We start from the raw sequence: 23,028 nt of genomic DNA, 5'->3' as shown, positions 1-23,028 counted from the left end.
CTCTTGGTCGCAGGTTCGAATCCTGCCGGGGGCACTTCGGAGAAGCTCTCGCGGTGCTTCTCATCTCTTGGTCGCAGGTTCGAATCCTGCCGGGGGCACTTCGGAGAAGCTCTCGCGGTGCTTCTCATCTCTTGGTCGCAGGTTCGAATCCTGCCGGGGGCACCGCTCTCCCCGCACGCACCCCCAATTCGGGGCTGATCTCGCGTCCCGACTAGGTCGTATGCGAACGATGTTGCATCCTTAAGGGGCACGGCGAGCGCTGTAGCCCTCCGCCGTCGCGCACCACCATGCGACCGGGGGACGAATGGGTATCTATACACGCGCGCGCTCGCGCGCTCTCTTGCCGATCACGCTGAGCGGAGTGATTCTCTTCACGGGGGTTGCCGTCAGCGCCAAGGCCTTGTCGGCACCGGAGACGAACGGCACTGACATCCGCTCGACCAGTGAATCGAGCGTGACTGCTACCGTCCCTGACCTCTCACCGGCACAGGAGTCGCAAAGCCCGGATGCTCGCAGCGTCGATGCGGCGACACCTGAGCAGAGTGCGCCCGACACCACCGCCCCAGTCGAGACGCCGTCCGCGCCGACCGCGCCGCCGGTGCCGGACACGGTGCCCATAGAGCAGGAAGTGCTCGCGGGCGCGGGAGCCGCCGTAGGGGACGTGGTCTCCCAGCCTCGGCTCGTCATCCCCGACCCCAGGCAGGCGCCCGAGGTCGCGCCCAGCACGGTGGGGCTCCCGCCGGGCACGCCGCTCACCGTCCACAACGGGGACCTGACCATCAGGACGGCGGGGGCGGTCGTCTCCAACCTCGACATCCGCGGCTTCGTGCGGGTAGAGGCGCCCAACGTGACGATCAAGAACAGCATCATCCGGGGGCGTGCGACCGACAGCCACGCAATCATGATCTACGCAGGCCTCGGCACCTCCGCCGGACTACGGGTGCTCGACAGTGAGCTCGCGCCCACCTACAAGACCCCGCTCACGAACGGCGTTTACGGCTACGGCTTCACCCTGACCCGAGTCGACATCCATGACGTGATCGACGCCGTGCACATCTTCGGGGACAACGTCACAGTCGAGAACTCCCGACTCCACGGCAACCTGCACTTCGAGAACGACCCCTACCACTCCGACGGAAGCCACGACGACAGCATCCAGATTCAGAGCGGCCGAAACATCCGCATCCTGGGCAACACGATCAGCGGCTCCTACAACGCGGCCGTCCAGATCACCCAGGACCGCGACGTCGTCTCCAATGTGACGATCTCCGGTAACAAGATCAGCGGCGGCGGCTGCACCGTCAACGTCGCTGAGAAGGGTCGCGGGCCCATCGCTGGCCTCACCGTCTCCCGCAATGTCTTCGGCACGTCGCGCTTCACCTGCCACATGCTCGTGCCGCCCACGACGCCGCTGCTCGGCGACGGCAACACGGTCGAGGGCGGCGGGGCATTGAAGGTGGTCCGCCGGGCACAGTAGGTGCGGCGCTAGTAGTCCCGCTCGTCGGGGTTCGTGCGCTGTCGGACCGTTCCCGCCGAAACGGGGCCCGGTGTTTCACTCGCCGGCTCCGCGCCCTCGGAAGCAGACGGCCGTGAGGGGTCATCGGATGCTGCGGGCACCGCCTCCTCAGGCTCGCTCGTCGTCTCGGACGGTGTCGTTCCCGCCCAATCCTCCACGGGGGCGTCCTTCTCCCGCGTCGCAACGGACTCGGGAAGCGTGTAGTCGGGGGCGCGGAACGGGTTCTGCTCGCCCTCGTCTGCGGGGCTAGCCGCTACACGGGAAGCAGTCGTGGTGGGGACGGGGCCTGTCTCGTTGACCTGCTGCTTCGCCCACTCCTTCTGTTTCGCGATCAGGTCCTGGTCGGCCTGTCCCGCCTCGTAGGCCCATGCATCCAGGTCTGCCTTGAACAGCTTCTTGGCGCGTCCAGGCTTCGCCTGCCACTCGACGAGGCGGTTGCGGAACTCGATCAGCGACTGCTCCGCCTGGAAGCTGAACGAGACGGAGTTACGCTTCATCTCCGTGATCTCATGGGCCGCCCAGTCGGCGACCATCCCGCTGCCGTTCATCGGCAGCAATCGGAGTCGGGTGTCGGCGTCGTGGATGAGGTGCTCGGCGTGCTGCTGCTCGGGCAGAGAGAGGGAGTTCCACCTTGCGGCCCGGCGGGCGGCGCTGATGAGTGCGGCAACCGTCGAGGTGCGCCGCTCCTGCTCCGTCATCGCGATCACGCGACGGGTTGCCCCGCGGCCGATGAGCGCGGCCAGGATGCCGGCGACCACGATGGCGAGGAAGGGTATGGCGACGGTCGAGATGACCTGCCATCCTTCATCGGAGTTGATCCAGTCCACGACATCGTTCCACCACTGCATGGGGCAGATCCTAACCCCGGCCGGTCCGGGCGCTGCGGCGCGCGTCGCGTGTCGCGCAGGTGGCCGCCGCGCTGCACATCAGCCGCCCAGGAAGCAGGCCACGGCGTCCTCCATCCGCCAGAACTCGCCCACGAGCACGAAGCGGCGAAGGGTGGGGCTGATCCGCTTCGCGCGGTATCGCGTCCCGTCTCCGCGTTCGAACTTCTCGACATAGCCGAGCACGTCGCCGTCGGGACGGGTCACGCGCCACAATCCGCCGCGGAGTGGAACCAGCGCGAGGTCACGACCCCACAGTTCAGAGGTCCGCCCGTGACGCACATCGACACCGTGGTCGACATCGTGGGAGCGGACAGAGGTGGCACGGGCTACAGGGGCGAGGGCGAGCATACTTCTCTCCAAGTCGATGACTGTGACCGCATCGCGGCCGGCCCCGCCGATGCATGCACGAGGCTATGGGGAGCCACCGACATTCGTCGCCCTGGTCAAGCTGCCGTCAGCGACCGCCCGTCCCGTGAACCGCGTGCGGCTCGATCGCGGCGATCTCGTCGGGGGAGAGCTCGGCGGCCTCGAGGGCACCCAGATTCGCGTCGAGCTGGGCGACACTGCTGGCCCCGATGAGTGCCGACGTGACCTGCGGATGCCGCAGCACCCACGACAGGGCCAGTTGCGAGAGTGACTGGCCCCGAGCATCCGCGATCTCGCTGAGAGCGGATGCCCGCTGCCGGTATGTCTCGTCGAGGTTGTCGGCGCTGATCCATCGCCCCTCGGCCGCGCGGGAGCCTGCCGGCACCCCGCTTGCGTAGCGGTCGGTGAGCAGGCCCTGCGCGAGGGGCGAGTAGACGATGCTGCCCATGCCGAGCTCGTCGAGCACGGGTAGAAGGCCGTCCTCCACCGTGCGGTCGAACATGTTGTAGCGGGGCTGGTGAATGACAAGGGGGATGCCGTGCGCGGCGAGGGCCTTGTGGGCGGCTTGCGTCTGCTCCGGCGAGTAGTTGGAGACTCCCGCGTAGAGGGCGCGTCCGGACTGCACCGCAGTCGCGAGTGCTCCCATCGTCTCCTCGATGGGGGTCTCCGGGTCGAAGCGGTGTGAATAAAAGACGTCGACATAGTCGAGGCCCAGCCGCCCAAGACTCTGATCGAGGGATGCGAACACATACTTGCGCGAACCCCACTCGCCGTATGGCCCAGGCCACATGTCGTAGCCCGCCTTCGACGAGATGATGAGCTCGTCGCGGTGCGCGCGCAGGTCGCTGCTCAGGATGCGCCCGAAGTTCTCCTCCGCGGAGCCCGGGGGAGGCCCGTAGTTGTTGGCCAGATCGAAGTGGGTGATGCCGCGGTCGAAGGCGCGGCGCACGATCGCTCTTTGCGCATCGAGCGGTCGGTCGTGTCCGAAGTTGTTCCAGAGACCGAGTGAGATTCTTGGGAGTTTCAGGCCACTGCGTCCTACCCGGTCGTAGGGCATGGCATCGTAGCGGTCGGGGGCTGGTGCGTACGCGGCGTTGTCGTTCACCGGTCAAGACTATGCCCGCCGGGGGAATGCCAGGCATGCGGCATCCGTTGTGCCGGGTGTCTCCAAATCGATGCAGACGTAGGGTGGTGACCATGCAGACTTTTGTTCTCGCCGGTGGATGTTTCTGGTGCCTTGACGCGGTCTATCGCACACTCGAGGGAGTGACGGATGTCGTCTCCGGGTACACGGGCGGGCGCGTCTCGAATCCCAGCTACGAGGCGGTGTGCACGGGGGCGACGGGTCACGCCGAGGCGGTGGCCGTGACCTTCGACGAGACGGTGATCCCCGCAGAGGTAATCCTCGATGTCTTCTTCACGCTGCACGACCCTCGGCAGCTCAACCGTCAAGGCGCGGATGTCGGCACGCAGTATCGCTCGGCAATGTTCTACGCCGATGACGAGCAGCGCGAGCTGTTCGAGGCTGCGCGCGATCGTGCATCCGAGGTATGGGATGGCGGCGTCGTCACCGAGATTTCGCCCCTCGGCGAGTACTTCGAGGCCGAGGAGTATCACCAGGACTTCTTCGCGAAGAACCCCGGGCAGGGTTACTGCATGGCGGTCGCTGTGCCCAAGGTCAACAAGGTGCGTAAGAGTTTCGCCAAGTACGTGCGCGCCGCGTGAGTCGCTCTCTGGGAGTGCGCTGATATTGCTTGTGTAGACCGCGCCGAGTCGTATCGTCGAGCACGACGAAAGGAGCAGTCATGAGCAGCAACGTTGTCATCGGCAAGACGTGGGTCGCGTTCGGTGAGGCCGGTGCGGTCGGTTCCATTCATTCGGTCGAGGACGGCTACGAGGTGCGGATGCTCGGCAGCGGCTCGGCGGGCACGTATCCGTCGCTCGACGTTGCGAAGAGCGCCCTCCACGCTCACCTTCTGCCGGGAAGCGGCTGGCCGGAGTTCCGCGAACACTGAGTCCGTTCGTAGCGGGTGCCGCTTTGCCGAGGGCTCGCCTCCTCCACGCGGGCGGGCCCTCGCCCGTCTCCACAGTTGAGGGAGCAACGCGCCCGCGATCGTTTCGTTGCCCCAAGACTGGCGTCATGACTGACACCATCACTCTCACGGGGCTCGTCGCGACCGAGCCGAAGCACATCACGACGAACGAGGGGCTCCCCATCACGAGCTTCCGTCTCGCCTCTACGCAACGCCGCTACGACCGCTCGACAGGAACGTGGGTCGACGGCGACACGAACTGGTACACCGTCACCGCCTTCCGCCGGTTGGCCTCCAACGCCTCCGTTTCGCTCACGAAGGGGCAGCGTGTCGTCGTGAGCGGTCGGCTGCGTCTGCGCGAATGGCAGAGTGGCGACCGCAGCGGCCTCGCTGTCGAGGTGGAGGCGGATGCCATCGGTCACGACCTCACCTGGGGCACCGCAAACTTCAGCCGCAACTCCGTCGTTGTCTCCTCGCCGGCGGAGGTGTCGGAAGAGGTGCCGGCCGATGGCGGGGGCGACGGCGCTGCCGACGGATGGGCCACACCGCCTGGAACGAGCAACGGAGTTCCCGTACTGCAGGGAGCAGACGCCGAGAAGCCGTTCTGACGCGACAGGCGGCCGCCTCGGGGTGAAGCGCTGTCATAGACTCGGGAGCGACGGCGCCGGGGGAGCGCCGCATTCTCAACGGCAAGGAGCGGTGCGCGAGTGAAGCAGCGGACGACTCTGCGTGCGACGGCAGTCGCGGGCGCTCTTGCACTCCTTCTCGGCGGATGCTCGGCCACGGTCGAGGAGCCGACACCATCGCCCTCCGGGGCTCCCGTTATCGCCCCGACTGCGCTGCCTCAAACGCCTCCGGAGCTCGTGCCGGAGGGCACTGCTGACGAGAATCGCCCCTACTTCGACTACGTCGTCGCACGCCACATCGTCGACGACGGCACGATGAACCACGGGTCTGTTGCCGCGCTGCTCACGTCCGCGGGCTGGGAGTCGAGCGCCATCGAGGTGACGGCGGATGCCACGCCGCTGGGCAACCCGACAGACGCCCTCTCCTTCGCGGTACAGGTCGGCGACGAGTGCCTCATCGGGCAGTGGAACGGTGAGTACACGAGCGTCGTCGCGCCTCGCCTCTCGTCGGGAACGTGCCTGGTCGGGACTCCGCGGCCGGTCGGCTGACGCTCCCTTCACGACAACTAGACTTGGGGCATGGCCGAATACATTTACTCGATGGTCCGCGCCCGCAAGGCGGTTGGCGACAAGGTGATTCTCGACGACGTCACCATGGCATTCCTCCCGGGGGCCAAGATCGGTGTGGTCGGCCCCAACGGCGCCGGTAAGTCGACGATTCTCAAGATCATGGCCGGCCTCGACACCCCGAGCAACGGCGAGGCCCGGCTGACGCCCGGCTTCTCCGTCGGGATTCTTATGCAGGAGCCTGAGCTCGACGAGGAAAAGACCGTCCTCGAGAACGTTCAGGAGGGTGTTGCGGAGATCAAGGGCAAGATCGACCGCTTCAACGAGATCTCGGCCGCAATGGCGGAGCCCGACGCAGACTTCGACGCGCTGCTCGCCGAGATGGGCACCCTGCAGGAGGCGATCGACGCCGCCGACGCGTGGGACCTGGACTCGCAGCTCGAGCAGGCGATGGACGCTCTTCGCTGCCCGCCGGCCGAAGAAAAGGTCAGCCACCTCTCCGGTGGTGAGAAGCGCCGCGTGGCGCTCTGCAAGCTTCTTCTTGAGAAGCCCGACCTGCTGCTCCTCGACGAGCCCACCAACCACCTCGACGCAGAGAGCGTGCTCTGGCTCGAACAGCACCTCGCGAAGTACCCCGGGGCTGTCATGGCCGTCACCCACGACCGATACTTCCTCGACCACGTCGCCGGGTGGATCTGTGAGGTCGACCGCGGTCGCCTCTACCCCTACGAGGGCAACTACTCGACCTACCTCGAGAAGAAGGCTGAGCGCCTGGAGATCCAGGGCAAGAAGGACCAGAAGCTCGCGAAGCGCCTCGCGGAGGAACTCGACTGGGTTCGCTCCAATGCCAAGGGACGCCAGGCGAAGTCGAAGGCGCGACTTGCCCGCTATGAAGAGATGGCGGCGGAAGCGGAGCGCACCCGCAAGCTCGACTTCGAAGAGATCGTGATTCCCGCGGGACCGCGCCTCGGCGACGTCGTCATCGAGGCGAAGGACCTCAAGAAGGGCTTCGGCGACCGCACGCTGATCGACGGTCTATCCTTCAGCTTGCCCCGCAACGGCATCGTCGGAATCATCGGCCCCAACGGCGTCGGCAAGACCACGCTTTTCAAGACGATCGTCGGCTTGGAGCCGCTCGATGGCGGGAACCTCAAGATCGGTGAGACGGTCGACATCTCCTACGTCGACCAGACTCGCGGCGGAATCGACCCGAACAAGAACCTTTGGGAAGTTGTCTCCGATGGCCAGGACTTCATCCAGGTCGGCAAGACGGAGATCCCCTCCCGCGCCTACGTCTCCCAGTTCGGCTTCAAGGGGCCTGACCAGCAGAAGCGCGCAGGGGTCCTGTCGGGCGGTGAGCGCAACCGTCTCAACCTGGCTCTGACGCTCAAGCAGGGCGGCAACCTCCTTCTTCTCGACGAGCCGACCAACGACCTCGACATCGAGACCCTCTCGAGCCTTGAGAATGCCCTGCTGGAGTTTCCCGGCTGCGCCGTGGTCATCTCCCACGACCGTTGGTTCCTCGACCGAATCGCGACCCACATCCTCGCGCACGAGGGCACAGAGGAGAACCCGAGCTACTGGCACTGGTTCGAGGGAAACTTCGAGGCTTACGAGCAGAACAAGGTCGAGCGTCTCGGACCAGACGCCGCAAAGCCCAGCCGGGCGACGTACCGCAAGCTGACGCGCGACTAACCGCAAAAGCGCCGGTCACCTCGGGGTGACCGGCGCTTTCGTGTGTAGCGAGAGGCTGCGTTACTCCGTGAGGATTCCCTCGTAGGCGTCGCCATGCTCTTCGATCCAGGCGTCGATGGCCTCGGCCTCGTTGCCCTCGCCGTACTCGTTGACCACGAGGTCCTCGAGCGCGCCGTAGGCGGCGTCATCGAGCTTGATGCCTGCGATGTACTCGGCGGCCTCCGGGAACTCCTCGGAGAAGCCTGCGGTGCCAAGGAAGTGCAGGGACTCGGTGTCGCCCATGGCGCCCTGCGGGTCCTCGAGGTCCTTGATGTCGAAGGCCGAGTTGGCCCAGAAGGGGCGCCACAGGGTGACGACGATGTCCTCTTCGGCGGCAATCGCGTTCTCGAGCTCGGTCAGCATCGCTGCCGTCGACGAGGTGACGAGCTCGTAGCTGTCCTCAAGGCCGTAGGCCGGCATCATGGAGTCCTGCGTGACAGCCGTGAGTCCGGCGCCGGGCTCGATCCCGTAGATGCGGCCGTTGAACATGTCAGCGTTGTCGGCCAGCTGGTCAAGCGAGTCGATGTCGGTGTAGGAGGGCACCGCGATCGTGAGTGCTGCTCCGTCATAGTAGGCGCCGAGGTCCTCGATGTCGTCGCCGTACTCCTCCATGTAGGCCGCGTGAGTCACCTCGGGCCAGGCGGAGGGGTAGACGTCGACGTCGCCGTTGGCGAGACCCGTGTAGAGGGGGGCCGCCTCCGTGAGCGTCTCCATCTCGACGGTGTAGCCCATCTTCTCGAGCTGGTCCTCGAGCAGGTATGCGGTACTGAGACCGTCGGTCCACCCGGGGATGTAGCCGAGGGTGATGGTGCCCAGCGACTCGTCGCCGTTGCCGTTGGATCCTTCGTCGGAGCCGCCGGCGCAGGCGGAGACTCCGAGGGCGAGGGCCAGGGCCCCGCCGACAACCGCTGTGCGGCGCGCAAATACGTTTCGCTTCATCATGTGATTCGTCCTCTTTCTCATTCGGTTCTGTATGTGGTGATTCGGGCTGTGTGAGTTCGTGAGCGGGAAGGTCAGACCCGCGCCCGCGTGGTCACCTCGGCGCCGCTGGGCCGATTGGCCCGTCGGCGACGAAGGATGGCGAGGATTGAGCTGCGGTAGTCCCCGGGGGCACCGAGTGCGGAGGTGACGCGGTCGAGGAAGATCGCGAGCACGACGACGCTGAGCCCCGCCTCGACGCCGCGTGCCACGTTGAGGGTCGAGATCGCCGCGACGACCTCCTTGCCCGCGCCGTCAGCTCCGCCGAAGCCCGCGATGACGGCCATCGAGAGGGCGAGCATCACGACCTGGTTGATACCACCCATGATCGTGGGCGCGGCAAGCGGCAGCTGGATGCCGCGGAGGATCTGACCGGGCGTCGCCCCGAAGGCGTGGCCGGCCTCGACCCGCTCGGGGTCGACCCCGCGGATACCGAGCTCTGTGAAGCGCACACCGGGCGGAAGCGAGAAGATGATGGTCGCCACGACGCCAGGCACGACACCGATGCTGAAGAACGTGATCGCGGGGATCAGGTAGACGAGCGCGGGCATCGTCTGCATGAAGTCGAGCACGGGGCGAAGGATCGCGCTCGCGGTCGCGTTGCGAGCCATCAGGATGCCCAGGGGCACAGCGACCGCAATCGTGACGATCGCCGCGACGAGCACGAGCGACAGTGTCTGGAGCGCGGGCGTCCACTGACCCATCGCGACCACGAGCAGGAACGACACGGCGGTGCCGATCGCCAACTGCCAGGAACGCACGAGCCAGCCGATGAGGGCGAACACGAGGATCAGGGCAGGTTCGGGGACGGCGAGCAGGGCATCCGTAAGCCCCTCGATCAGCGCCGAGAACGCCGTGCCGACGCCGTCGAAGATTACGGCGAAGTTGATCTTGATCCAGTCGAGGACCGTTTCGATCCATTCGCCGATGGGAATGCGGAAGTCTTCCATCAGTGCACCTCCTTGGGGTCACTGCCGTGGACCGCGGGCGCGGCATCCGTCTCGCCCGAGGCGAGGAGTTCGTCGATGACGGTCGTGGGCACCGCCTGCTGGGGGATGGTCAGCTCGCCCGTCGCCGTCGTGCCCGGGCCCAGTGCTGCAAGCAGTGTCACGCGGGGGATGACGCCGACGAGGCGGCTCCTGTCGTCGGTGACCGCGAGGGGCACCTCCGACTCGATGGCGGGAACGAAGAGGTCCAGAAGCACGTCATCGACGCTGACGGCCTGAGGCACGGGGCGGATGATGCTCGCGAGCGAGCTCTCCCCCTTCTGCACGAGCTTGATCGCATCACGGTCGCGGACGATGCCGCGGAGGGTGCGGTCGCGACCCACGACATACACGGCGGAGGAGTAGGTATCGCGCATGGCCCGGAGCGCGGTGCGGGGGCCAGCGCCCTCGGCGACGACAGAGATGGGGCGCTCCATGACGTTGCCCGCTGTGAGGACGCGGGCGCGGTCGACGTCCTGCACGAACTGCTCGACGTAGTCGTTGGCCGGGTCGGTCAGGATGTCCTCGGGCGTGCCGATCTGCACGACGCGGCCATCGCGCATGACGGCAATGCGGTCGCCGAGGAACATGGCCTCGTTGAGGTCGTGGGTGATGAAGATGATGGTCTTGCCGAAGCGCTCCTGCAGCTCAAGCAGCTGCTCCTGCATCTCGCGCCTGATGAGCGGGTCGAGGGCGCTGAACGCCTCGTCCATCAGCAGGATGTCGGTGTCGGCAGCGAGGGCGCGGCCCAGGCCGACACGCTGCTGCATTCCGCCGGAGAGCTGGTCAGGCAGCTTCTGCTCGTTACCGGCCAGACCAACGAGCTCGATGATCTCGCGGGCACGCTTCTCACGCTCGCTGCGCGGCACACCGCGGAGCTCGGCACCGTAAGCGACGTTGTCGAGCACAGTGCGGTGGGGGAGGAGGGCGAAGTGCTGGAAGACCATCGAGATCTTCTCCGAACGCACCTGGCGCAGCTTTGCGGGGGTGATGCCCGTGATGCTCGTGCCGTCGACGATGACCTCGCCCGACGTGGCCTCCCAGAGGCCGTTGAGCATGCGGATGAGCGTCGACTTGCCAGAGCCGGAGAGGCCCATGACGACGAAGATCTCACCTTTCTTCACCTCGAACGAGACGTCGATGACGGCGGCGGTCGCATGACCGGCGAGTTCGCTCCTGCTTGTGCCCGACTTGAGTCGTCTGACGGCTTCCTGTGGCTTTTTGCCGAAGACCTTGTAGACGTTCTTCGCGCTAAGCGCGATGCTTGAAGAGTTCTCGTTCACGTGTTCCTGTGGGACGCGCAGCGCTGGGCACGGCGGGTCTTCGGGTCGCGGTCCGGGTGAGCAATGCCAGCGGTGGCGCGTTTCATCGCGCAACTGCTGGGGGCTCCGCCATGGGGCGGTTCCGCCATTGCGGCACCATACGTTCGACCTCTGGAAGCCAGAAGTCGCTCGCGGGCCTGGGCGTGTCGGCCAGACATGACGCTCCCCCTCGGGCGCCAGTTGACCCAGCCACGTTAGCAACTGCTCCGTATACCGCGCTAATGGGTCTAGCCTGTTTTCGGGGTTTCAGCGCCGCGGCGATCCCCCCGCATCCCCGGTCTGGTGGGCATCCACCGGCGTTGCACAACCGTTATCTGAACACGTCTTCTGGGAAGGTCGATTCGTGCGTATCAACATTCCTGTTCACCTCCGATGGGGTGATCTCGACGCATATCAGCACGTCAACAACGTCGAGATATTCCGCCTCCTCGAGGAGGCGCGTGTGCGCGCCTTCTGGGCTCCAGCCGACCCTGAGGAGGAGCGGCCTCCCACGGCGGTATTCGAGCCCGGCGGTGAATCGTTGAGCCTCATCTCGGGCCACCGCATTGAGTACCTCCGTCCGCTGGACTACCAGCGCGCGCCCGTTGACGTGGCCATCTGGTTCACGGAGATCGGCGCGGCGATGGCGAGGATCGGCTACGAGGTGTACGACGGCACCTCTGACGCGCCCCGGGTGCGTGCGGCAAGCACCATGGTCTTCGTGCAGGAGGACGGCTACCGCCCGCGGCGCATCTCAGAGGTGGAGCGTGCCGCCTGGTCGCCCTACCTTGGCGACCCGGTGCCGTTCAGCCGTCGAAGCTGAACTCAGTCGGCCGCCGCGACGGGCATTCGTACCATGCCCTCCTGCGCCACGCTCGCCATAAGGGCTCCGTCGCGCCGGTAGATCCGACCGAGCGAGAGGCCACGGCCACCGATCGCGTTCGGGGATTCCTGCACATAGAGCATCCACTCGTCGACCCGCCCGAACCGGTGCCACCACATCGCGTGGTCGAGGCTCGCCATCTTGAGTCCGGGTGTCACCCACGGCACGCCGTGGCGTCGAAGGATCGGTTCAAGAAGCGAATAGTCGCTCGCGTAGGCGAGCGCAGCCCGGTGGATGCCCGGGTCATCAGGCAGGGGAGAGGTCGCCTTCATCCACACCGCCTGGTGGTCGACGCGCTCGCCCTCCACCGAGAGGTAGATCGGCGAGGGGACGTGACGCATGTCAAAGGCGCGCCGTTCAGACCAGTTGCGAGCCATGGGGTGGTCGACGCCGCGGAGAACCTCGGCGGTAGTGGGCAGGCTTTCGGGCTCGGGGAGGTCCGTCGGCATGTCGATCTGGTGATCAAGCCCGGCGTCCTCCTGCTGGAAGGAACCGATGAGCGACATGATGGGCACGCCGTCCTGGTAGCACTGCACGTTGCGGGCAGTGAAGGATCGGCCGTCGTGGATGCGCGCCACCGAGAACGTGATGGGCTTTGTGGCATCCCCCGGGCGGAGGAAGTAACCGTGCAGCGAGTGAATCGTGCGGTCTTCGGGCACCGTCCTGGTCGCCGCGACAACGGACTGCGCGAGCACCTGACCGCCGAAAACCCGTCCACCGGGCTGCCACTGACTCATGCCCGTGTAGATGTCCGCCGAGGTGCGGGCCCCCGTGTCGGTCAGGTCGAGTGTCGAGAGCAGTTCGTCGATCGGTGTCTCGGTCATCCAGCTCCCCGCTTGTCGCCCTGAGGGATCCGCACCGGGCCCCGTTCGTCGTCAAGTAGTTTAGATCCGCGATGAGTAACACTTTCACCCTGACGGACTCCCTGTCACTTGACGACCTCCACCTGTACCTCAGTCGGGCGGGTCGCATCGAGAACGGGTCGGTCCGGCTCATCGCCGGCTCGGGCGTTCTTGCCGTCTACACGGGGGTCATCTTTCCGATCGGCCTGCTCGACGAGAGCCCGACCGTGCTGGGTCTGCGCACCTTCGCCCTGGTGGATGGCGCGGAGTTCGATGTGGTGGTGCCCGTGCGCTCGCTCGTGGAGCGTCTCGTGCGCCTCCAGGGCGAGGAGCGGGACCGCGAGGCCCCGGTGACGGTGGGGGTTCCGATGCAGGTCAATACAGCGACCTGGGCTGCCATCTCGCCTCCCCGGGGTGGCTGGCGCGCCGTGACGGAGGCCGACGCTGAGCTGTTCGACCGAACCGCGCGGGAGGGAATCGCGGAAGTCGCAGAGGCCATCCCCACCGGCACGGGGGAGCAACTGGTGCATCGGGTGCGCTCTGAGGTGTGGGGCCGCGGAATTCCGGGTCTGGAGTATGTCCCTGCCGGGGCTGCATTCGGAGCCCTTTCGCTCGGTTTTCTCGGCGATCCCGCCGTGGGTACCGTCGGCGTCTTCGAGACGGGTCCGTGGACGCGGATCACTTCGCCTCGTGGCCACGTGCTCGTGCGTCGGCGCGGGTGGACGCTTCAGCGCTGACCCGCAGCCCTCGATCGGGGGTCAGTTGCCGGATTAGGTTAGGCAATGCTAACCTCACCAGCGGCGCGTTGACGGCGCCGAATTCCCTACCTCCAGGAGTACTTCACCATGCTCGAAATCCCCCGTCTGGGCGCGCTATCCGGCGCAGCACTCGTCTCCACTGCGCTCCTCCTGACCGGATGCTCGGCTCAGGCAGAGGCGGAGACCTCCGCCGACGCGACCACCGTCACGATCGAGACCAACACCGGAGCTGTCGAGGTTCCCGTCGACCCCGAGCGGGTCGCCGTGCTCGACAACTCGGCATTCGCGACGCTCCTCGAGTGGGGTGTTGAGCCGGTTGCCGTGCCCAAGCCGCTCCTGCCGCCCGAGGGCTTCGAGGACTGGGCGGAGAACGAGGAGATCCTCGACGCGGGCGGCCACTGGGAGCCCAACCTGGAGGCCGTGAGCGAGGCAGAGCCCGACCTCATCATCGGCGGCCTTCGCTTCGCCGACTACAGCGACGAGCTCTCCTCGATCGCGACGGTCGTCGACATCGCTCCGTCTGAGGAGTCGGAGGGTGGCTATGTCGAAGGCCTTCGGGCGCAGACCGAAGCGCTCGGCCAGATTTTCGATCGCGAGGAGGAGGCGGCGGAGCTCATCGCCGAGCTCGATGAAGCGGCGGCCGCGGCATCCGAGGCCACCAACGGTGAGACGGTCTTCCTCGCCAACTCGAGCGGCGGCAAGATCGACAACGGCGCCGGCCGCATCTCCCGCATCCTCGACGAGGTCGACCTCGTCGACGTCTTCGCCACCCAGGATCTCGACTCCGATTCGGTCCACGCCGACTCGGGTCTGGCTCCGGAGACGGTGGCCCAGGCCAACCCCGACTGGATGATCGTGCTCGACCGGGATGCAATCGCCGCAGAGGGCGAATACACGCCCGCCAAGCAGATCGTCGAGGGGCAGGAGGCATGGGCGTCCACGACCTTCATGAGCGAGGGACAGATCATCTACCTGGCCCCCGACTTCTACGTGACTGAGGGCATCCACGCCTACACCGACGTGTACCTCCAGATCGCCGAGGCGTTCTCCGCCTGATGATCCCCACGACGACGAGGCGCATCCTCCTCACCGCGACAGTGGTGGGGGTGGGTGCCCTCGTCGTCGCCTCGCTCCTCGTGGGCGGCTACGACATCTCACTCCTGGGGCTGCTGACGGATCCCGCCCAGCGCGAGATGTTCCTCATTTCGCGTGTGCCGCGCACGCTCGCGCTCGTCTTCGCCGCCGTCGCGATGAGCATCTCCGGAGTGATCATGCAGATGATCACCCAGAACAAGTTCGTGGAGCCCACCACCGCGGGAACCGCTCAGTGGGCGGGTCTGGGCCTGCTTGTGGGCCTCATCCTCATCCCGGGCGCCTCTCCCATCGTCAAGATGGTGCTCGCCTGCCTCTTCGCCTTCGTCGGCACCGGCATCTTCCTCGCGGTGCTCCGCCGGCTCGCTTCCCGTTCCTCGATCATCGTGCCGCTCGTGGGCATCATGCTCGGCGCGGTCGTGGGGGCCGCGACGACCTATCTCGCCAACAGCTTCGGACTGCTGCAGTCGCTCGCCTCGTGGCGCTCGGGCGGCTTCAGCAACATCGTGCGCGGCTTCTACGAACCTCTCTGGATCGTGTCGATCATCGCGGTGCTCGCATTCGTCGTCGCCGATCGCTTCACGGTCGCCGGGCTCGGCAAGGACCTCGCGACGAACGCGGGCGTCAACTACGACCGCATCGTGCTCCTCGGCGTCACGATGGTCGCGCTCGCGACGGGCGTGACGACGGTCGTGGTGGGCTTCATCCCCTTCCTGGGGCTTGTCGTGCCCAACCTCGTTTCGATGGTGTTGGGCGATGATCTGCGCAAGAATCTGCCGTGGGTCGCGGTGGTCGGCGTGGGCCTGCTACTAGCCTGCGACCTCATCGGCCGCCTCATCGTCGCGCCGATGGAGATCCCGGCGTCGGTCGTCATGGGTGCCATTGGCGCCGCTCTCTTCATCGCCATCGTGCTGCGTCAGCGCAGGAGCGTGTATGCCTAGGCTCGACCTCGAGACGCCCGACATGGATGCTGCGGCCGTAGCGGCGAGCCCAAGCCGCCGAGTGCGCTTTCCGGCGCCGCACATCCCGCAGCTGTCGCCGAAGGCTCGGCTGGTCCTCGTGGCCGCGCTCGTCGTGGTCGCCGCCGCCTGCTATCTCTTCCTCTTCATCCGGGGCTCCTTCGCCTTCAGCATCGACCGGCGCCTCACGATGCTCGGGGCGATGACGATCGCGGCATTCACTCAGGGACTCGGCACGGTCGTCTTCCACACCGTGACGAACAACCGCATCCTGACCCCGGCGGTCATGGGCTTCGACTCGCTCTACACGCTCATGCAGACCCTCATGGTCTTCTTCTTCGGGGGAGCGGCGCTGGCACAGACGGAGGGCATCCCGAAGCTGCTGACGCAGACGGCGCTCATGGTCGTCTTCGCAACGATTCTCTACCGGTGGTTGTTCTCGGGCCGCTTCGGCAGCCTCTTCGTGCTCCTTCTCGTCGGGGTCGTCTTCGGGATGGCCTTCGAGAGTCTCAGCACCTTCGTGCAGCGGCTGCTCGACCCGACCGACTATGACCTGCTCGCGACGCGCCTCTTCGGCCGCATGAGCAACGTCGAGGCGGGCTACCTGCCCATCGCGGCGGCGATCTGCGTCGTGGTCGGCGTGCTCCTCTGGCGCCGTCGGCACCGCCTCGACACGCTCCTGCTCGGCCGAGAAACGGCCACGAACCTCGGCGTCTCCTACACGCGAGAACTCACGACGATGCTCGTCGTGATCGCTCTCCTGGTCGCCCTCTCGACCGCGCTCGTGGGGCCCATGACCTTCTTCGGCTTCATCGTCGCGATCCTCTCGTACCAGTTCGCGGGCACCCACCGTCACGCGTACGTGTTGCCCATGGCGTTCCTCCTCGGAATGTTGACGCTCGTCGCGGGGCAGTTCCTGCTCCAGCACGTCGTCGGATCATCCGGGATGTTGAGCGTCGTGATCGAGTTCGTCGGCGGCATCCTCTTCATCGCGCTCCTGCTTCGAAAGGGAAAACTGTGATCACGATCACCGATGTCACGAAGTCCTACGGCGACGAGACCGTGCTCGGCCCCGTGACGGGGCAGATCGCCAAGGGCGGCGTGACCTCCCTCGTCGGCCCCAACGGTGCGGGCAAGTCGACTCTCATGACGATCATCGGCCGACTGCTTGAGCCGAGCGAGGGCAGCGTGACCGTGGGGGGCCTCGACGTGCAGGCGGCGAAGTCGCGCGATCTCGCGCAGATGATGTCGATCCTGCGGCAGGAGAACCACATCACGGCACGGCTCACGGTGCGCGAGCTCGTCGCGTTCGGGCGATTCCCGCATTCGCAGGGTCGTCTCACCGATGAGGATCACCGTCACGTCGACCTCGCCCTCGACTTCCTGGGCCTCGGCCCGCTCGCCGAGCGCTTCCTCGACCAGCTGTCGGGCGGCCAGCGTCAGCGCGCCTTCGTGGCGATGGTGCTCGCGCAGGACACTGAGTACGTGCTCCTCGACGAGCCGCTCAACAACCTCGACATGAAGCACGCCGTGCTCATGATGCGCCGCCTGCGCGACGCAGCCGATGAGCTGGGCAAGACCATCGTGATCATCGTGCACGACATCAACGTCGCGGCCGCCTACTCCGACCGCATCATCGCGATGCGGGACGGCACGATCGCGTACAGCGGCACGGCGGCCGAAATCATGCGCAGCGACATCCTCAGCGAGGTCTTCGACACCCCGATCGAGGTGCACGAGCTCGCGGGTCGGCCCATCGCCGTCTTCGACCCCATGGCGCAGAGCGTGACCCACGATGCGGTCCGCACCGACGAGGAGAGCGCCGTCGCGAGCGTCTGAGCTCAGTCAGCTGCGGCCGCCGCGCGCCCGGCGACACGGCCGCTGAAGAGGCATCCGCCGAGGAAGGTGCCCTCGAGGGAGCGGTAGCCGTGCATCCCGCCGCCGCCGAAGCCGGCCGCCTCGCCCGCCGCGTAGAGCCCGGGCACGGGTGCGCCGTCGGCTCCGAGCACCCTCGAGGAGAGGTCGGTCTGCAGGCCCCCGAGGCTCTTGCGGGTCAGCACGTGCAGGCGCACCGCGATGAGCGGCCCGGCGGCGGGGTCGAGCAGGCGGTGGGGCGACGCGACGCGGATGAGCTTATCGCCCCGGTAGCTGCGCGCCTGGCGCAGCGCCGCGATCTGCGAGTCCTTCGTGAACTCGTTGCCCATCTCCCGGTCACGCGCCACGATCTCCGTGCGCGCTCGGTCGGCATCGAAGGGGGCGTCCGGTTCGAGTGCAGTCATTCCCGCAAGGAGCTCGTCGAGCGTGTCCGCCACGATGAAGTCGGCGCCGTGTCGTTTGAAGGCCTCGATCGGCCCCGGCGCGCCCTTCTTGACCCGCTCGAGCAGGAGCGGCACATCCCTGCCCGTGAGGTCGGGGTTCTGCTCGCTGCCCGAGAGGGCGAACTCCTTCTCGATGATCTTCTGCGTGAGCACGAACCAGCTGTGGTCATGGCCGCTGCGACGCAGGTGCTCGAGCGTGCCGAGGGTGTCGAACCCGGGAAAGAGGGGCGTCGGCAGGCGGCGCCCCGTGGCATCCAGCCACAGGCTCGATGGCCCGGGGAGGATGCGGATGCCGTGGCGATCCCACACGGGATCCCAGTTCTCGAGGCCCTCGACGTAGTGCCACATGCGGTCGCCGTTGACGAGACGCCCGCCGACGCGCTCGGTGATGCCGAGCATCCGCCCGTCGACGTGGGCGGGCACGCCCGAGAGCATCCGCTCGGGCGGCGAGCCGAGGCGGGCCGGCCACATCTCCCGCACGAGGTCGTGGTTGCCGCCGATGCCGCCGGAGGCGACGATGACGGATGCCGCGCGCGCCTCGAACTCGCCGGTGACGGTGCGTGAGCTTGCCGCTCCGCGGGCCGCGGGGTCGGGGACGAGAACAGCGCCTCGGGCTCCGACGACGGCGCCGCCCTCAACGATGAGCTCATCGACGCGATGCCGGAAGGCGAGCGTGGCCCTGCCGGTGGCCTGGGCGGCGCGGACCCGGGTGATGAAGGGCTCAACGACGCCCGGCCCGGTGCCCCACGTGATGTGAAAGCGCGGCACCGAGTTGCCGTGCGTCGTCGCGGTGCCGCCGCCGCGCTCCGCCCAGCCGACCACGGGAAACCACCGCACGCCCATCGCGTGCAGCCACGAGCGCTTCTCGCCGGCGGCGAACTCGAGGTAGGCGTCGGCCCAGCGGCGCGCCCAGGAATCCTCGTCCTCGCGGTCGAAGTCGGCGCTCGCATACCAGTCCTGGCGGGCGAGCTCGCGGCTGTCCTTCACGCCGAGGCGGCGCTGCTCGGGCGAGTCAACCAGGAAGAGCCCGCCGAAGGACCACCACGCCTGCCCGCCGAGGCTCGCCTCCGGTTCCTGCTCCAGCAGGATCACGGAGCGGCCGGCCTCGAGGAGTTCGGCGGCGGCGACGAGACCCGCGAGCCCCGCACCGACGACGATCGCGTCGGCGTTGAGCTCCTGTGGAGACGAAGGTTGAGGCATCCGAAAGTCCCTCCGGGGCCGGTCGGTCGGTGACGTTCCGCCCACGATATCGTGCAGCCCACGCCCGCCCGCGGCTTGTCGACGCTGATGCTTGATTTTCGGGTGGCGCGTGCGTAGCGTCACCTTCACCGGGCAGAGTGGCCCGGTCGTCTCCTGCCACAAGCGGGAGCGTGAGGATCGTGCCCACCATGGCTCACCTGCCTCGGTCGGCACCGGTCGAGGAGGCAGCATGAGTTCGGTCGTTGTCGGTTCCATCGAGAGAGCGGATGCCCCGCCGGATGCCTCGAGCCCGGCCCAGTTGCTCGCCCCCGACGGCACGCGACATCCTCACCCCTCGCTCGATCGTCACGTGGCGGATCTCGGCCCCGCTCAGCTCCTCGCGCTCTATGAGGACATGGTCGTCGTCCGCCGGATCGACCGTGAGGGCGTCGCCCTGCAGCGCCAGGGACAGCTCGGCCTCTGGCCGCCACTGCTCGGGCAGGAGGCCGCTCAGGTCGGCTCCGCCCGCGCGCTGCGCCGCGACGACTTCGTCTTCACGAGCTACCGCGAGCATGCCGTCGCCTACTGCCGCGGCATCTCGGTCGACCACTTCATGCCCATGTGGCGCGGCACGGCGGCGTCGGGCTGGGATCCCTTCGAGTTCGGGATGGCGCCGCCCGGCATCATCATCGGCGCGCAGACGCTCCACGCGACGGGCTACGCGATGGGCTGCGTCAAGGACGGCGTCGACTCGGCCGCCGTCGCCTATTTCGGCGACGGCGCGACGAGCCAGGGCGACGTCAACGAGGCGATGGTCTTCGCGGCGACCTTCAGTGCCCCCGTCATCTTCTTCTGCCAGAACAACCACTGGGCGATCTCGGAGCCGGTCGAGCTGGTCGCGCGGCGGCCCCTCGCCGACCGCGCGCCCGGCTTCGGCATCCCGAGCCTGCGCGTCGACGGCAACGATGTCATCGCGGTGACGGCCGCCATGCGGGCGGCGCTCGAGCGGGCGCGCTCTGGTGGTGGACCGACCTTCATCGAGGCGGTCACCTACCGCATGGGCCCGCACACGACCTCCGACGACCCCACGCGCTACGTCGACCCGCTCGAGCGGGAGGAGTGGGCGGCGAAGGATCCGATCGAGCGGCTCGAGCGGCACCTCCGCAGCGAGGGCGCGCTCGACGAGGGGCGCCGGGCGCGGGTCGACGAGCGGGCGGATGCCGCGGCATCCGCCATGCGTCGCGCCTGTCTTGCACTTGCTGAACCAGAACCGCTCGCCCTCTTCGACCACGTCTTTACCGAGCCGACGTCGTGGCTCACGCGACAGCGGAGCCAGTACGAGGCGTACCTCGCGATGTTCGAGGAGGAGAGGCGATGAGCGAGATGACGCTCGCGGGGGCGATCACGGCGGGGCTCCGGCATGCGCTCGAAGCAGACGAGAAGGTCGTGGTCATGGGGGAGGACGTCGGCAAGCTCGGCGGGGTCTTCCGCGTGACGGACGGGCTGCAGCGCGACTTCGGCCCCGATCGGGTCATGGATACGCCGCTCGCGGAGGCGGGCATCCTCGGCACAGCGGTCGGTCTCGCGTACCGGGGCTACCGGCCGGTGGTCGAGATCCAGTTCGACGGCTTCATCTACCCCGCCTTCGACCAGATCGTCGCGCAGGTGGCGAAGCTGCACTACCGCACGCGCGGCGCCGTGCGCATGCCCATCACGGTGCGGGTGCCCTACGGTGGCGGCATCGGCGCGGTCGAGCACCACTCGGAGTCGCCCGAGGCCTACTTCACCCACACGGCGGGCCTCCGGGTCGTGACCTGCTCAACACCGCAGGACGCGCACTGGATGCTGCGGCAGGCGGTCGCGAGCGACGACCCCGTGCTGTTCTTCGAGCCCAAGCGTCGCTACTGGGTCAAGGGCGAGGTGAGCGAGTCGATGGATGCCGCACCGCCGCTGGAGAGCGCGCGCGTCGTCGTCGAGGGCAGCGACGTGACGCTCGTCGCCTACGGTCCGCTCGTCGCAACGGCGATCGACGCGGCGGCCGCGGCCCGCGACGAGGGCGTGTCGGTCGAGGTCATCGACCTGCGCTCACTCTCGCCCGTCGATTTCGCGACGGTCGAGGCATCCGTTCGCTCGACCGGTCGGCTCGTCGTGACGCACGAGGCGCAGCAGTTCGGCGGGCTCGGGGCCGAGATCGCGACGAGCATCACGGAGCGCTGCTTCGCGCACCTGCGCTCCGCCCCCGTGCGCGTGACAGGGCACGATGTGCCCTACCCGGCCTCGCGGCTCGAGGACCATTTTTTGCCCGACCTCGACCGGCTCCTCGATGGGGTCGACCGAGCGATGGGGCGCGTCAACTCGCTGACTGGATGGACAGCATGAGCCTGCAGCAGTTCGCCCTTCCCGACCTCGGCGAGGGGCTGACCGAGTCGGAGATCGTCTCGTGGGAGGTCGCGGTCGGCGACACGGTCGAACTCAACCAGGTGCTCGCCGAGGTCGAGACGGCGAAGGCGCTCGTGGAGCTGCCCTCGCCCTTTGCCGGCACGGTCTCGCAGCTGCTCGTCGAGCCGGGCACGACCGTGAGCGTCGGCACCCCCATCGTCGCGATCGAGACGGCGGATGCCTCGCCGCCGGTTGAGCCGCCCCCGCCGGTTGAGCCTGTCGAAACCAGCCCGGCGGTTGAGCCTGTCGAAACCCGCCCCGAGCAACCCCCGGAAACCCCCTCGGTACTCGTGGGCTACGGGCCACGGGTGGCGTCGTCGGAGCGCCCGCGACGCCGTCAGCGCAGCGCCAGTTGGCTCGCCGCGCACGCCGTGCCGGAGTCGGCGGGGGAGCCGCGGCATCCGGAGCCCGCTCCCGCGGAGGACCGCCGCACGCCCATCGCGGGGGTGCGCAAGCGGATGGCGGAGGCGATGGTGCAGAGCGCGTTCACGGCGCCCCACGCGACCGTGCATCTCGAGGTCGATGTGTCGGAGAGCCTCGCGCTCGTGGAGCGTCTGCGCGAGCATCCGCGGCTCACGGGCACCCGGGTGACGCTGCTGACGCTCGTCGCATCGGCGTGCCTCAGGGCAATCCGGCACTCGCCGGCGATCAACAGCCGTTGGGATGCCGCGAACGACTCGGTCATCGAGTTCGCGCACGTGGGGCTCGGCATCGCGGTGGCGACCGACCGCGGCCTCCTCGTGCCGCACATTCAGGCGGCGGACCGGCTGTCTTTCGCCGAGCTGGCCCAGGCCATGACCGAGCTCGTGGCAGCGGCGCGCTCGGGCAAGGCGACGACGGCCCAGCTCTCGGGTGGCAGCTTCTCGATCACGAACGTCGGCGTCTTCGGGGTCGACTCGGGCACGCCGATCCTGCCGCCGGGGGAGGCCGCGATCCTCGCGCTCGGCGCCGTGCGCCGGCGACCGTGGGAGCATCGCGGCGAGGTCGCGCTGCGGTCCGTCGCGACCCTGAGTCTCTCGTTCGATCACCGTCTCGTCGACGGGAAACAGGGCTCGGAGTTCCTCGTCGCGGTCGGGTCGATGCTGAGTGACCCGGGGAGCGTGGTCGCCTTCGCCTAGTCCTTCTTGAGTGCCTCGGCGAGCATCACGATGATGCCGCTGGGGCCGCGGAGGTAGGTGAGCTTGTAAACGTCCTGGTAGGTGGCGACGCCGCGAAGCGGGTGGCATCCGTGCTTCGCGGCAATCTCCAGGGCCGCGTCGATGTCGTCGACAGAGAAGGCGACCCGGTGCATCCCGATCTCATTCGGCTGCGTCGGCTCGGTCTCGATCGCCTCGGGGTGGAGGTACTCGAAGAGTTCGAGCGTGCCCTGCCCGTCGGGCGTCTGGAGCATGGCGATGTTCGCGTGGTTGCCGTCGAGTCCGACCGCGGTGTCAGTCCACTCACCACTGACGGTGTCGCGGCCGATCACGGTCAGGCCGAGGTCGGTGAAGAAGGCGATCGCCGCGTCGAGGTCGCGGACGGCGATGCCGACGTTCTCAAGTCTGATGGGCATGCGCTGGATGCT

At 67.6% G+C, this 23,028-nt stretch carries 24 protein-coding genes; 15 read left to right on the top strand and 9 right to left on the bottom strand.

Annotated features, from left to right (window positions below; all coding sequences use genetic code 11):
* Window positions 1–454 precede the first annotated feature (454 nt).
* Window positions 455–1,477: a right-handed parallel beta-helix repeat-containing protein gene (locus tag OH146_RS03010; protein WP_265157241.1), complete on the top strand. Its 1,023-nt coding sequence runs from the start codon at window positions 455–457 to the stop codon at window positions 1,475–1,477.
* An 8-nt stretch (window positions 1,478–1,485) separates the two neighbouring features.
* On the opposite strand, the gene OH146_RS03005 is transcribed toward OH146_RS03010, so the two are convergent.
* From OH146_RS03005 to OH146_RS02995, 3 genes are all read right to left on the bottom strand, one after another.
* The gene (locus OH146_RS03005) at window positions 1,486–2,364 is read right to left on the bottom strand and encodes a hypothetical protein (RefSeq protein WP_265157239.1); all 879 of its coding nucleotides are present in this window, start codon (window positions 2,362–2,364) and stop codon (window positions 1,486–1,488) included.
* Between the two features lie 78 nt (window positions 2,365–2,442).
* Entirely contained in the window at window positions 2,443–2,751 is a 309-nt protein-coding gene (locus tag OH146_RS03000; protein ID WP_265157237.1) for a hypothetical protein, read from the bottom strand.
* Window positions 2,752–2,857: 106 nt separating this feature from the next.
* The gene (locus tag OH146_RS02995) at window positions 2,858–3,826 is read right to left on the bottom strand and encodes an aldo/keto reductase (protein WP_265160620.1); all 969 of its coding nucleotides are present in this window, start codon (window positions 3,824–3,826) and stop codon (window positions 2,858–2,860) included.
* A 140-nt stretch (window positions 3,827–3,966) separates the two neighbouring features.
* Between OH146_RS02995 and msrA the strand changes: the two genes are divergently transcribed.
* The 5 genes from msrA to ettA all read left to right on the top strand — a co-directional run bounded on the left by msrA (window position 3,967) and on the right by ettA (window position 7,690).
* Window positions 3,967–4,494, top strand: coding sequence for a peptide-methionine (S)-S-oxide reductase MsrA (msrA, locus tag OH146_RS02990; RefSeq protein ID WP_265157234.1), 528 nt, complete (start codon window positions 3,967–3,969; stop codon window positions 4,492–4,494).
* A gap of 80 nt (window positions 4,495–4,574) precedes the next feature.
* Window positions 4,575–4,784 carry a methyltransferase gene (locus tag OH146_RS02985; protein WP_265157232.1) on the top strand — a complete coding sequence of 70 codons (210 nt, stop codon included), beginning with the start codon at window positions 4,575–4,577 and terminating at the stop codon, window positions 4,782–4,784.
* Between the two features lie 125 nt (window positions 4,785–4,909).
* A complete protein-coding gene (gene ssb, locus OH146_RS02980; RefSeq protein ID WP_265157230.1) occupies window positions 4,910–5,410 on the top strand; it encodes a single-stranded DNA-binding protein in 501 nt (166 codons plus the stop codon).
* A 99-nt stretch (window positions 5,411–5,509) separates the two neighbouring features.
* The gene (locus tag OH146_RS02975; RefSeq protein ID WP_265157228.1) at window positions 5,510–5,977 is read left to right on the top strand and encodes a DUF6993 domain-containing protein; all 468 of its coding nucleotides are present in this window, start codon (window positions 5,510–5,512) and stop codon (window positions 5,975–5,977) included.
* A 30-nt stretch (window positions 5,978–6,007) separates the two neighbouring features.
* Entirely contained in the window at window positions 6,008–7,690 is a 1,683-nt protein-coding gene (gene ettA / locus OH146_RS02970) for an energy-dependent translational throttle protein EttA (RefSeq protein WP_265157226.1), read from the top strand.
* Between the two features lie 60 nt (window positions 7,691–7,750).
* On the opposite strand, the gene OH146_RS02965 is transcribed toward ettA, so the two are convergent.
* The 3 genes from OH146_RS02965 to OH146_RS02955 all read right to left on the bottom strand — a co-directional run bounded on the left by OH146_RS02965 (window position 7,751) and on the right by OH146_RS02955 (window position 10,976).
* Window positions 7,751–8,671, bottom strand: a complete 921-nt coding sequence (locus OH146_RS02965) for a glycine betaine ABC transporter substrate-binding protein (protein ID WP_265157225.1) — start codon at window positions 8,669–8,671, stop codon at window positions 7,751–7,753.
* A 71-nt stretch (window positions 8,672–8,742) separates the two neighbouring features.
* Entirely contained in the window at window positions 8,743–9,657 is a 915-nt protein-coding gene (locus OH146_RS02960) for an ABC transporter permease (protein WP_265157223.1), read from the bottom strand.
* Window positions 9,657–10,976, bottom strand: a complete 1,320-nt coding sequence (locus OH146_RS02955; RefSeq protein WP_265157221.1) for a quaternary amine ABC transporter ATP-binding protein — start codon at window positions 10,974–10,976, stop codon at window positions 9,657–9,659. Before OH146_RS02955 ends, OH146_RS02960 begins: the two co-directional genes overlap by 1 nt.
* Before the next feature lie 382 nt (window positions 10,977–11,358).
* Here OH146_RS02955 and OH146_RS02950 point away from each other — a divergent pair, with 382 nt between their 5' ends.
* Complete coding sequence (locus OH146_RS02950; RefSeq protein WP_265157219.1) at window positions 11,359–11,817, top strand: acyl-CoA thioesterase; 459 nt, start codon at window positions 11,359–11,361, stop codon at window positions 11,815–11,817.
* A 2-nt stretch (window positions 11,818–11,819) separates the two neighbouring features.
* On the opposite strand, the gene OH146_RS02945 is transcribed toward OH146_RS02950, so the two are convergent.
* Complete coding sequence (locus OH146_RS02945; RefSeq protein ID WP_265157217.1) at window positions 11,820–12,701, bottom strand: acyl-CoA thioesterase; 882 nt, start codon at window positions 12,699–12,701, stop codon at window positions 11,820–11,822.
* Between the two features lie 71 nt (window positions 12,702–12,772).
* On the opposite strand from OH146_RS02945, the gene OH146_RS02940 reads away from it, so the two are divergent.
* From OH146_RS02940 to OH146_RS02920, 5 genes are all read left to right on the top strand, one after another.
* Entirely contained in the window at window positions 12,773–13,456 is a 684-nt protein-coding gene (locus OH146_RS02940) for a DUF8185 domain-containing protein (protein ID WP_265157215.1), read from the top strand.
* A gap of 108 nt (window positions 13,457–13,564) precedes the next feature.
* Window positions 13,565–14,533 carry an ABC transporter substrate-binding protein gene (locus tag OH146_RS02935; RefSeq protein ID WP_265157213.1) on the top strand — a complete coding sequence of 323 codons (969 nt, stop codon included), beginning with the start codon at window positions 13,565–13,567 and terminating at the stop codon, window positions 14,531–14,533.
* Complete coding sequence (locus tag OH146_RS02930; protein ID WP_265157211.1) at window positions 14,533–15,510, top strand: ABC transporter permease; 978 nt, start codon at window positions 14,533–14,535, stop codon at window positions 15,508–15,510. Before OH146_RS02935 ends, OH146_RS02930 begins: the two co-directional genes overlap by 1 nt.
* Window positions 15,503–16,549 carry an iron chelate uptake ABC transporter family permease subunit gene (locus OH146_RS02925; protein ID WP_265157209.1) on the top strand — a complete coding sequence of 349 codons (1,047 nt, stop codon included), beginning with the start codon at window positions 15,503–15,505 and terminating at the stop codon, window positions 16,547–16,549. Before OH146_RS02930 ends, OH146_RS02925 begins: the two co-directional genes overlap by 8 nt.
* Entirely contained in the window at window positions 16,546–17,367 is an 822-nt protein-coding gene (locus tag OH146_RS02920) for an iron ABC transporter ATP-binding protein (RefSeq protein ID WP_265157207.1), read from the top strand. The genes OH146_RS02925 and OH146_RS02920 overlap by 4 nt, the downstream gene beginning before the upstream one ends.
* 2 nt (window positions 17,368–17,369) lie before the next feature.
* Here OH146_RS02920 and OH146_RS02915 read toward each other — a convergent pair whose 3' ends face one another.
* Complete coding sequence (locus tag OH146_RS02915) at window positions 17,370–19,046, bottom strand: FAD-binding dehydrogenase (RefSeq protein WP_265157205.1); 1,677 nt, start codon at window positions 19,044–19,046, stop codon at window positions 17,370–17,372.
* A 229-nt stretch (window positions 19,047–19,275) separates the two neighbouring features.
* On the opposite strand from OH146_RS02915, the gene pdhA reads away from it, so the two are divergent.
* From pdhA to OH146_RS02900, 3 genes are read left to right on the top strand one after another with little or no spacing between them, the layout of a single operon-like run.
* Window positions 19,276–20,403 (top strand): pyruvate dehydrogenase (acetyl-transferring) E1 component subunit alpha, encoded by a 1,128-nt coding sequence (gene pdhA / locus OH146_RS02910; RefSeq protein WP_265157203.1) that lies wholly within the window; start codon window positions 19,276–19,278, stop codon window positions 20,401–20,403.
* Window positions 20,400–21,404: an alpha-ketoacid dehydrogenase subunit beta gene (locus OH146_RS02905; protein WP_265157201.1), complete on the top strand. Its 1,005-nt coding sequence runs from the start codon at window positions 20,400–20,402 to the stop codon at window positions 21,402–21,404. The genes pdhA and OH146_RS02905 overlap by 4 nt, the downstream gene beginning before the upstream one ends.
* Window positions 21,392–22,582, top strand: a complete 1,191-nt coding sequence (locus tag OH146_RS02900) for a dihydrolipoamide acetyltransferase family protein (RefSeq protein WP_265157198.1) — start codon at window positions 21,392–21,394, stop codon at window positions 22,580–22,582. The genes OH146_RS02905 and OH146_RS02900 overlap by 13 nt, the downstream gene beginning before the upstream one ends.
* Here the strand turns inward: OH146_RS02900 and OH146_RS02895 are convergent.
* The gene (locus OH146_RS02895) at window positions 22,579–23,016 is read right to left on the bottom strand and encodes a VOC family protein (RefSeq protein WP_265157196.1); all 438 of its coding nucleotides are present in this window, start codon (window positions 23,014–23,016) and stop codon (window positions 22,579–22,581) included. The two genes, OH146_RS02900 and OH146_RS02895, sit on opposite strands and share 4 nt — an antisense overlap.
* Between the last annotated feature and the right edge of the window lie 12 nt (window positions 23,017–23,028).

The sequence above is a fragment of the Homoserinimonas sedimenticola genome (assembly GCF_026094475.1).
Lineage (GTDB): Bacteria > Actinomycetota > Actinomycetes > Actinomycetales > Microbacteriaceae > Homoserinimonas > Homoserinimonas sedimenticola.
This window is presented reverse-complemented; position numbering and strand designations above follow the sequence as displayed.

Coding starts and splice junctions, on each gene's coding strand:
- OH146_RS03005 (WP_265157239.1), bottom strand. CDS start 2,364: ATGCAGTGGTGGAACGATGTCGTGGACTGGATCAACTCCGATGAAGGA.
- OH146_RS03000 (WP_265157237.1), bottom strand. CDS start 2,751: ATGCTCGCCCTCGCCCCTGTAGCCCGTGCCACCTCTGTCCGCTCCCAC.
- OH146_RS02995 (WP_265160620.1), bottom strand. CDS start 3,826: ATGCCCTACGACCGGGTAGGACGCAGTGGCCTGAAACTCCCAAGAATC.
- msrA (WP_265157234.1), top strand. CDS start 3,967: ATGCAGACTTTTGTTCTCGCCGGTGGATGTTTCTGGTGCCTTGACGCG.
- OH146_RS02985 (WP_265157232.1), top strand. CDS start 4,575: ATGAGCAGCAACGTTGTCATCGGCAAGACGTGGGTCGCGTTCGGTGAG.
- ssb (WP_265157230.1), top strand. CDS start 4,910: ATGACTGACACCATCACTCTCACGGGGCTCGTCGCGACCGAGCCGAAG.
- ettA (WP_265157226.1), top strand. CDS start 6,008: ATGGCCGAATACATTTACTCGATGGTCCGCGCCCGCAAGGCGGTTGGC.
- OH146_RS02965 (WP_265157225.1), bottom strand. CDS start 8,671: ATGATGAAGCGAAACGTATTTGCGCGCCGCACAGCGGTTGTCGGCGGG.
- OH146_RS02960 (WP_265157223.1), bottom strand. CDS start 9,657: ATGGAAGACTTCCGCATTCCCATCGGCGAATGGATCGAAACGGTCCTC.
- OH146_RS02945 (WP_265157217.1), bottom strand. CDS start 12,701: ATGACCGAGACACCGATCGACGAACTGCTCTCGACACTCGACCTGACC.
- OH146_RS02940 (WP_265157215.1), top strand. CDS start 12,773: ATGAGTAACACTTTCACCCTGACGGACTCCCTGTCACTTGACGACCTC.
- OH146_RS02935 (WP_265157213.1), top strand. CDS start 13,565: ATGCTCGAAATCCCCCGTCTGGGCGCGCTATCCGGCGCAGCACTCGTC.
- OH146_RS02930 (WP_265157211.1), top strand. CDS start 14,533: ATGATCCCCACGACGACGAGGCGCATCCTCCTCACCGCGACAGTGGTG.
- OH146_RS02925 (WP_265157209.1), top strand. CDS start 15,503: ATGCCTAGGCTCGACCTCGAGACGCCCGACATGGATGCTGCGGCCGTA.
- OH146_RS02915 (WP_265157205.1), bottom strand. CDS start 19,046: ATGCCTCAACCTTCGTCTCCACAGGAGCTCAACGCCGACGCGATCGTC.
- pdhA (WP_265157203.1), top strand. CDS start 19,276: ATGAGTTCGGTCGTTGTCGGTTCCATCGAGAGAGCGGATGCCCCGCCG.
- OH146_RS02905 (WP_265157201.1), top strand. CDS start 20,400: ATGAGCGAGATGACGCTCGCGGGGGCGATCACGGCGGGGCTCCGGCAT.
- OH146_RS02900 (WP_265157198.1), top strand. CDS start 21,392: ATGGACAGCATGAGCCTGCAGCAGTTCGCCCTTCCCGACCTCGGCGAG.
- OH146_RS02895 (WP_265157196.1), bottom strand. CDS start 23,016: ATGCCCATCAGACTTGAGAACGTCGGCATCGCCGTCCGCGACCTCGAC.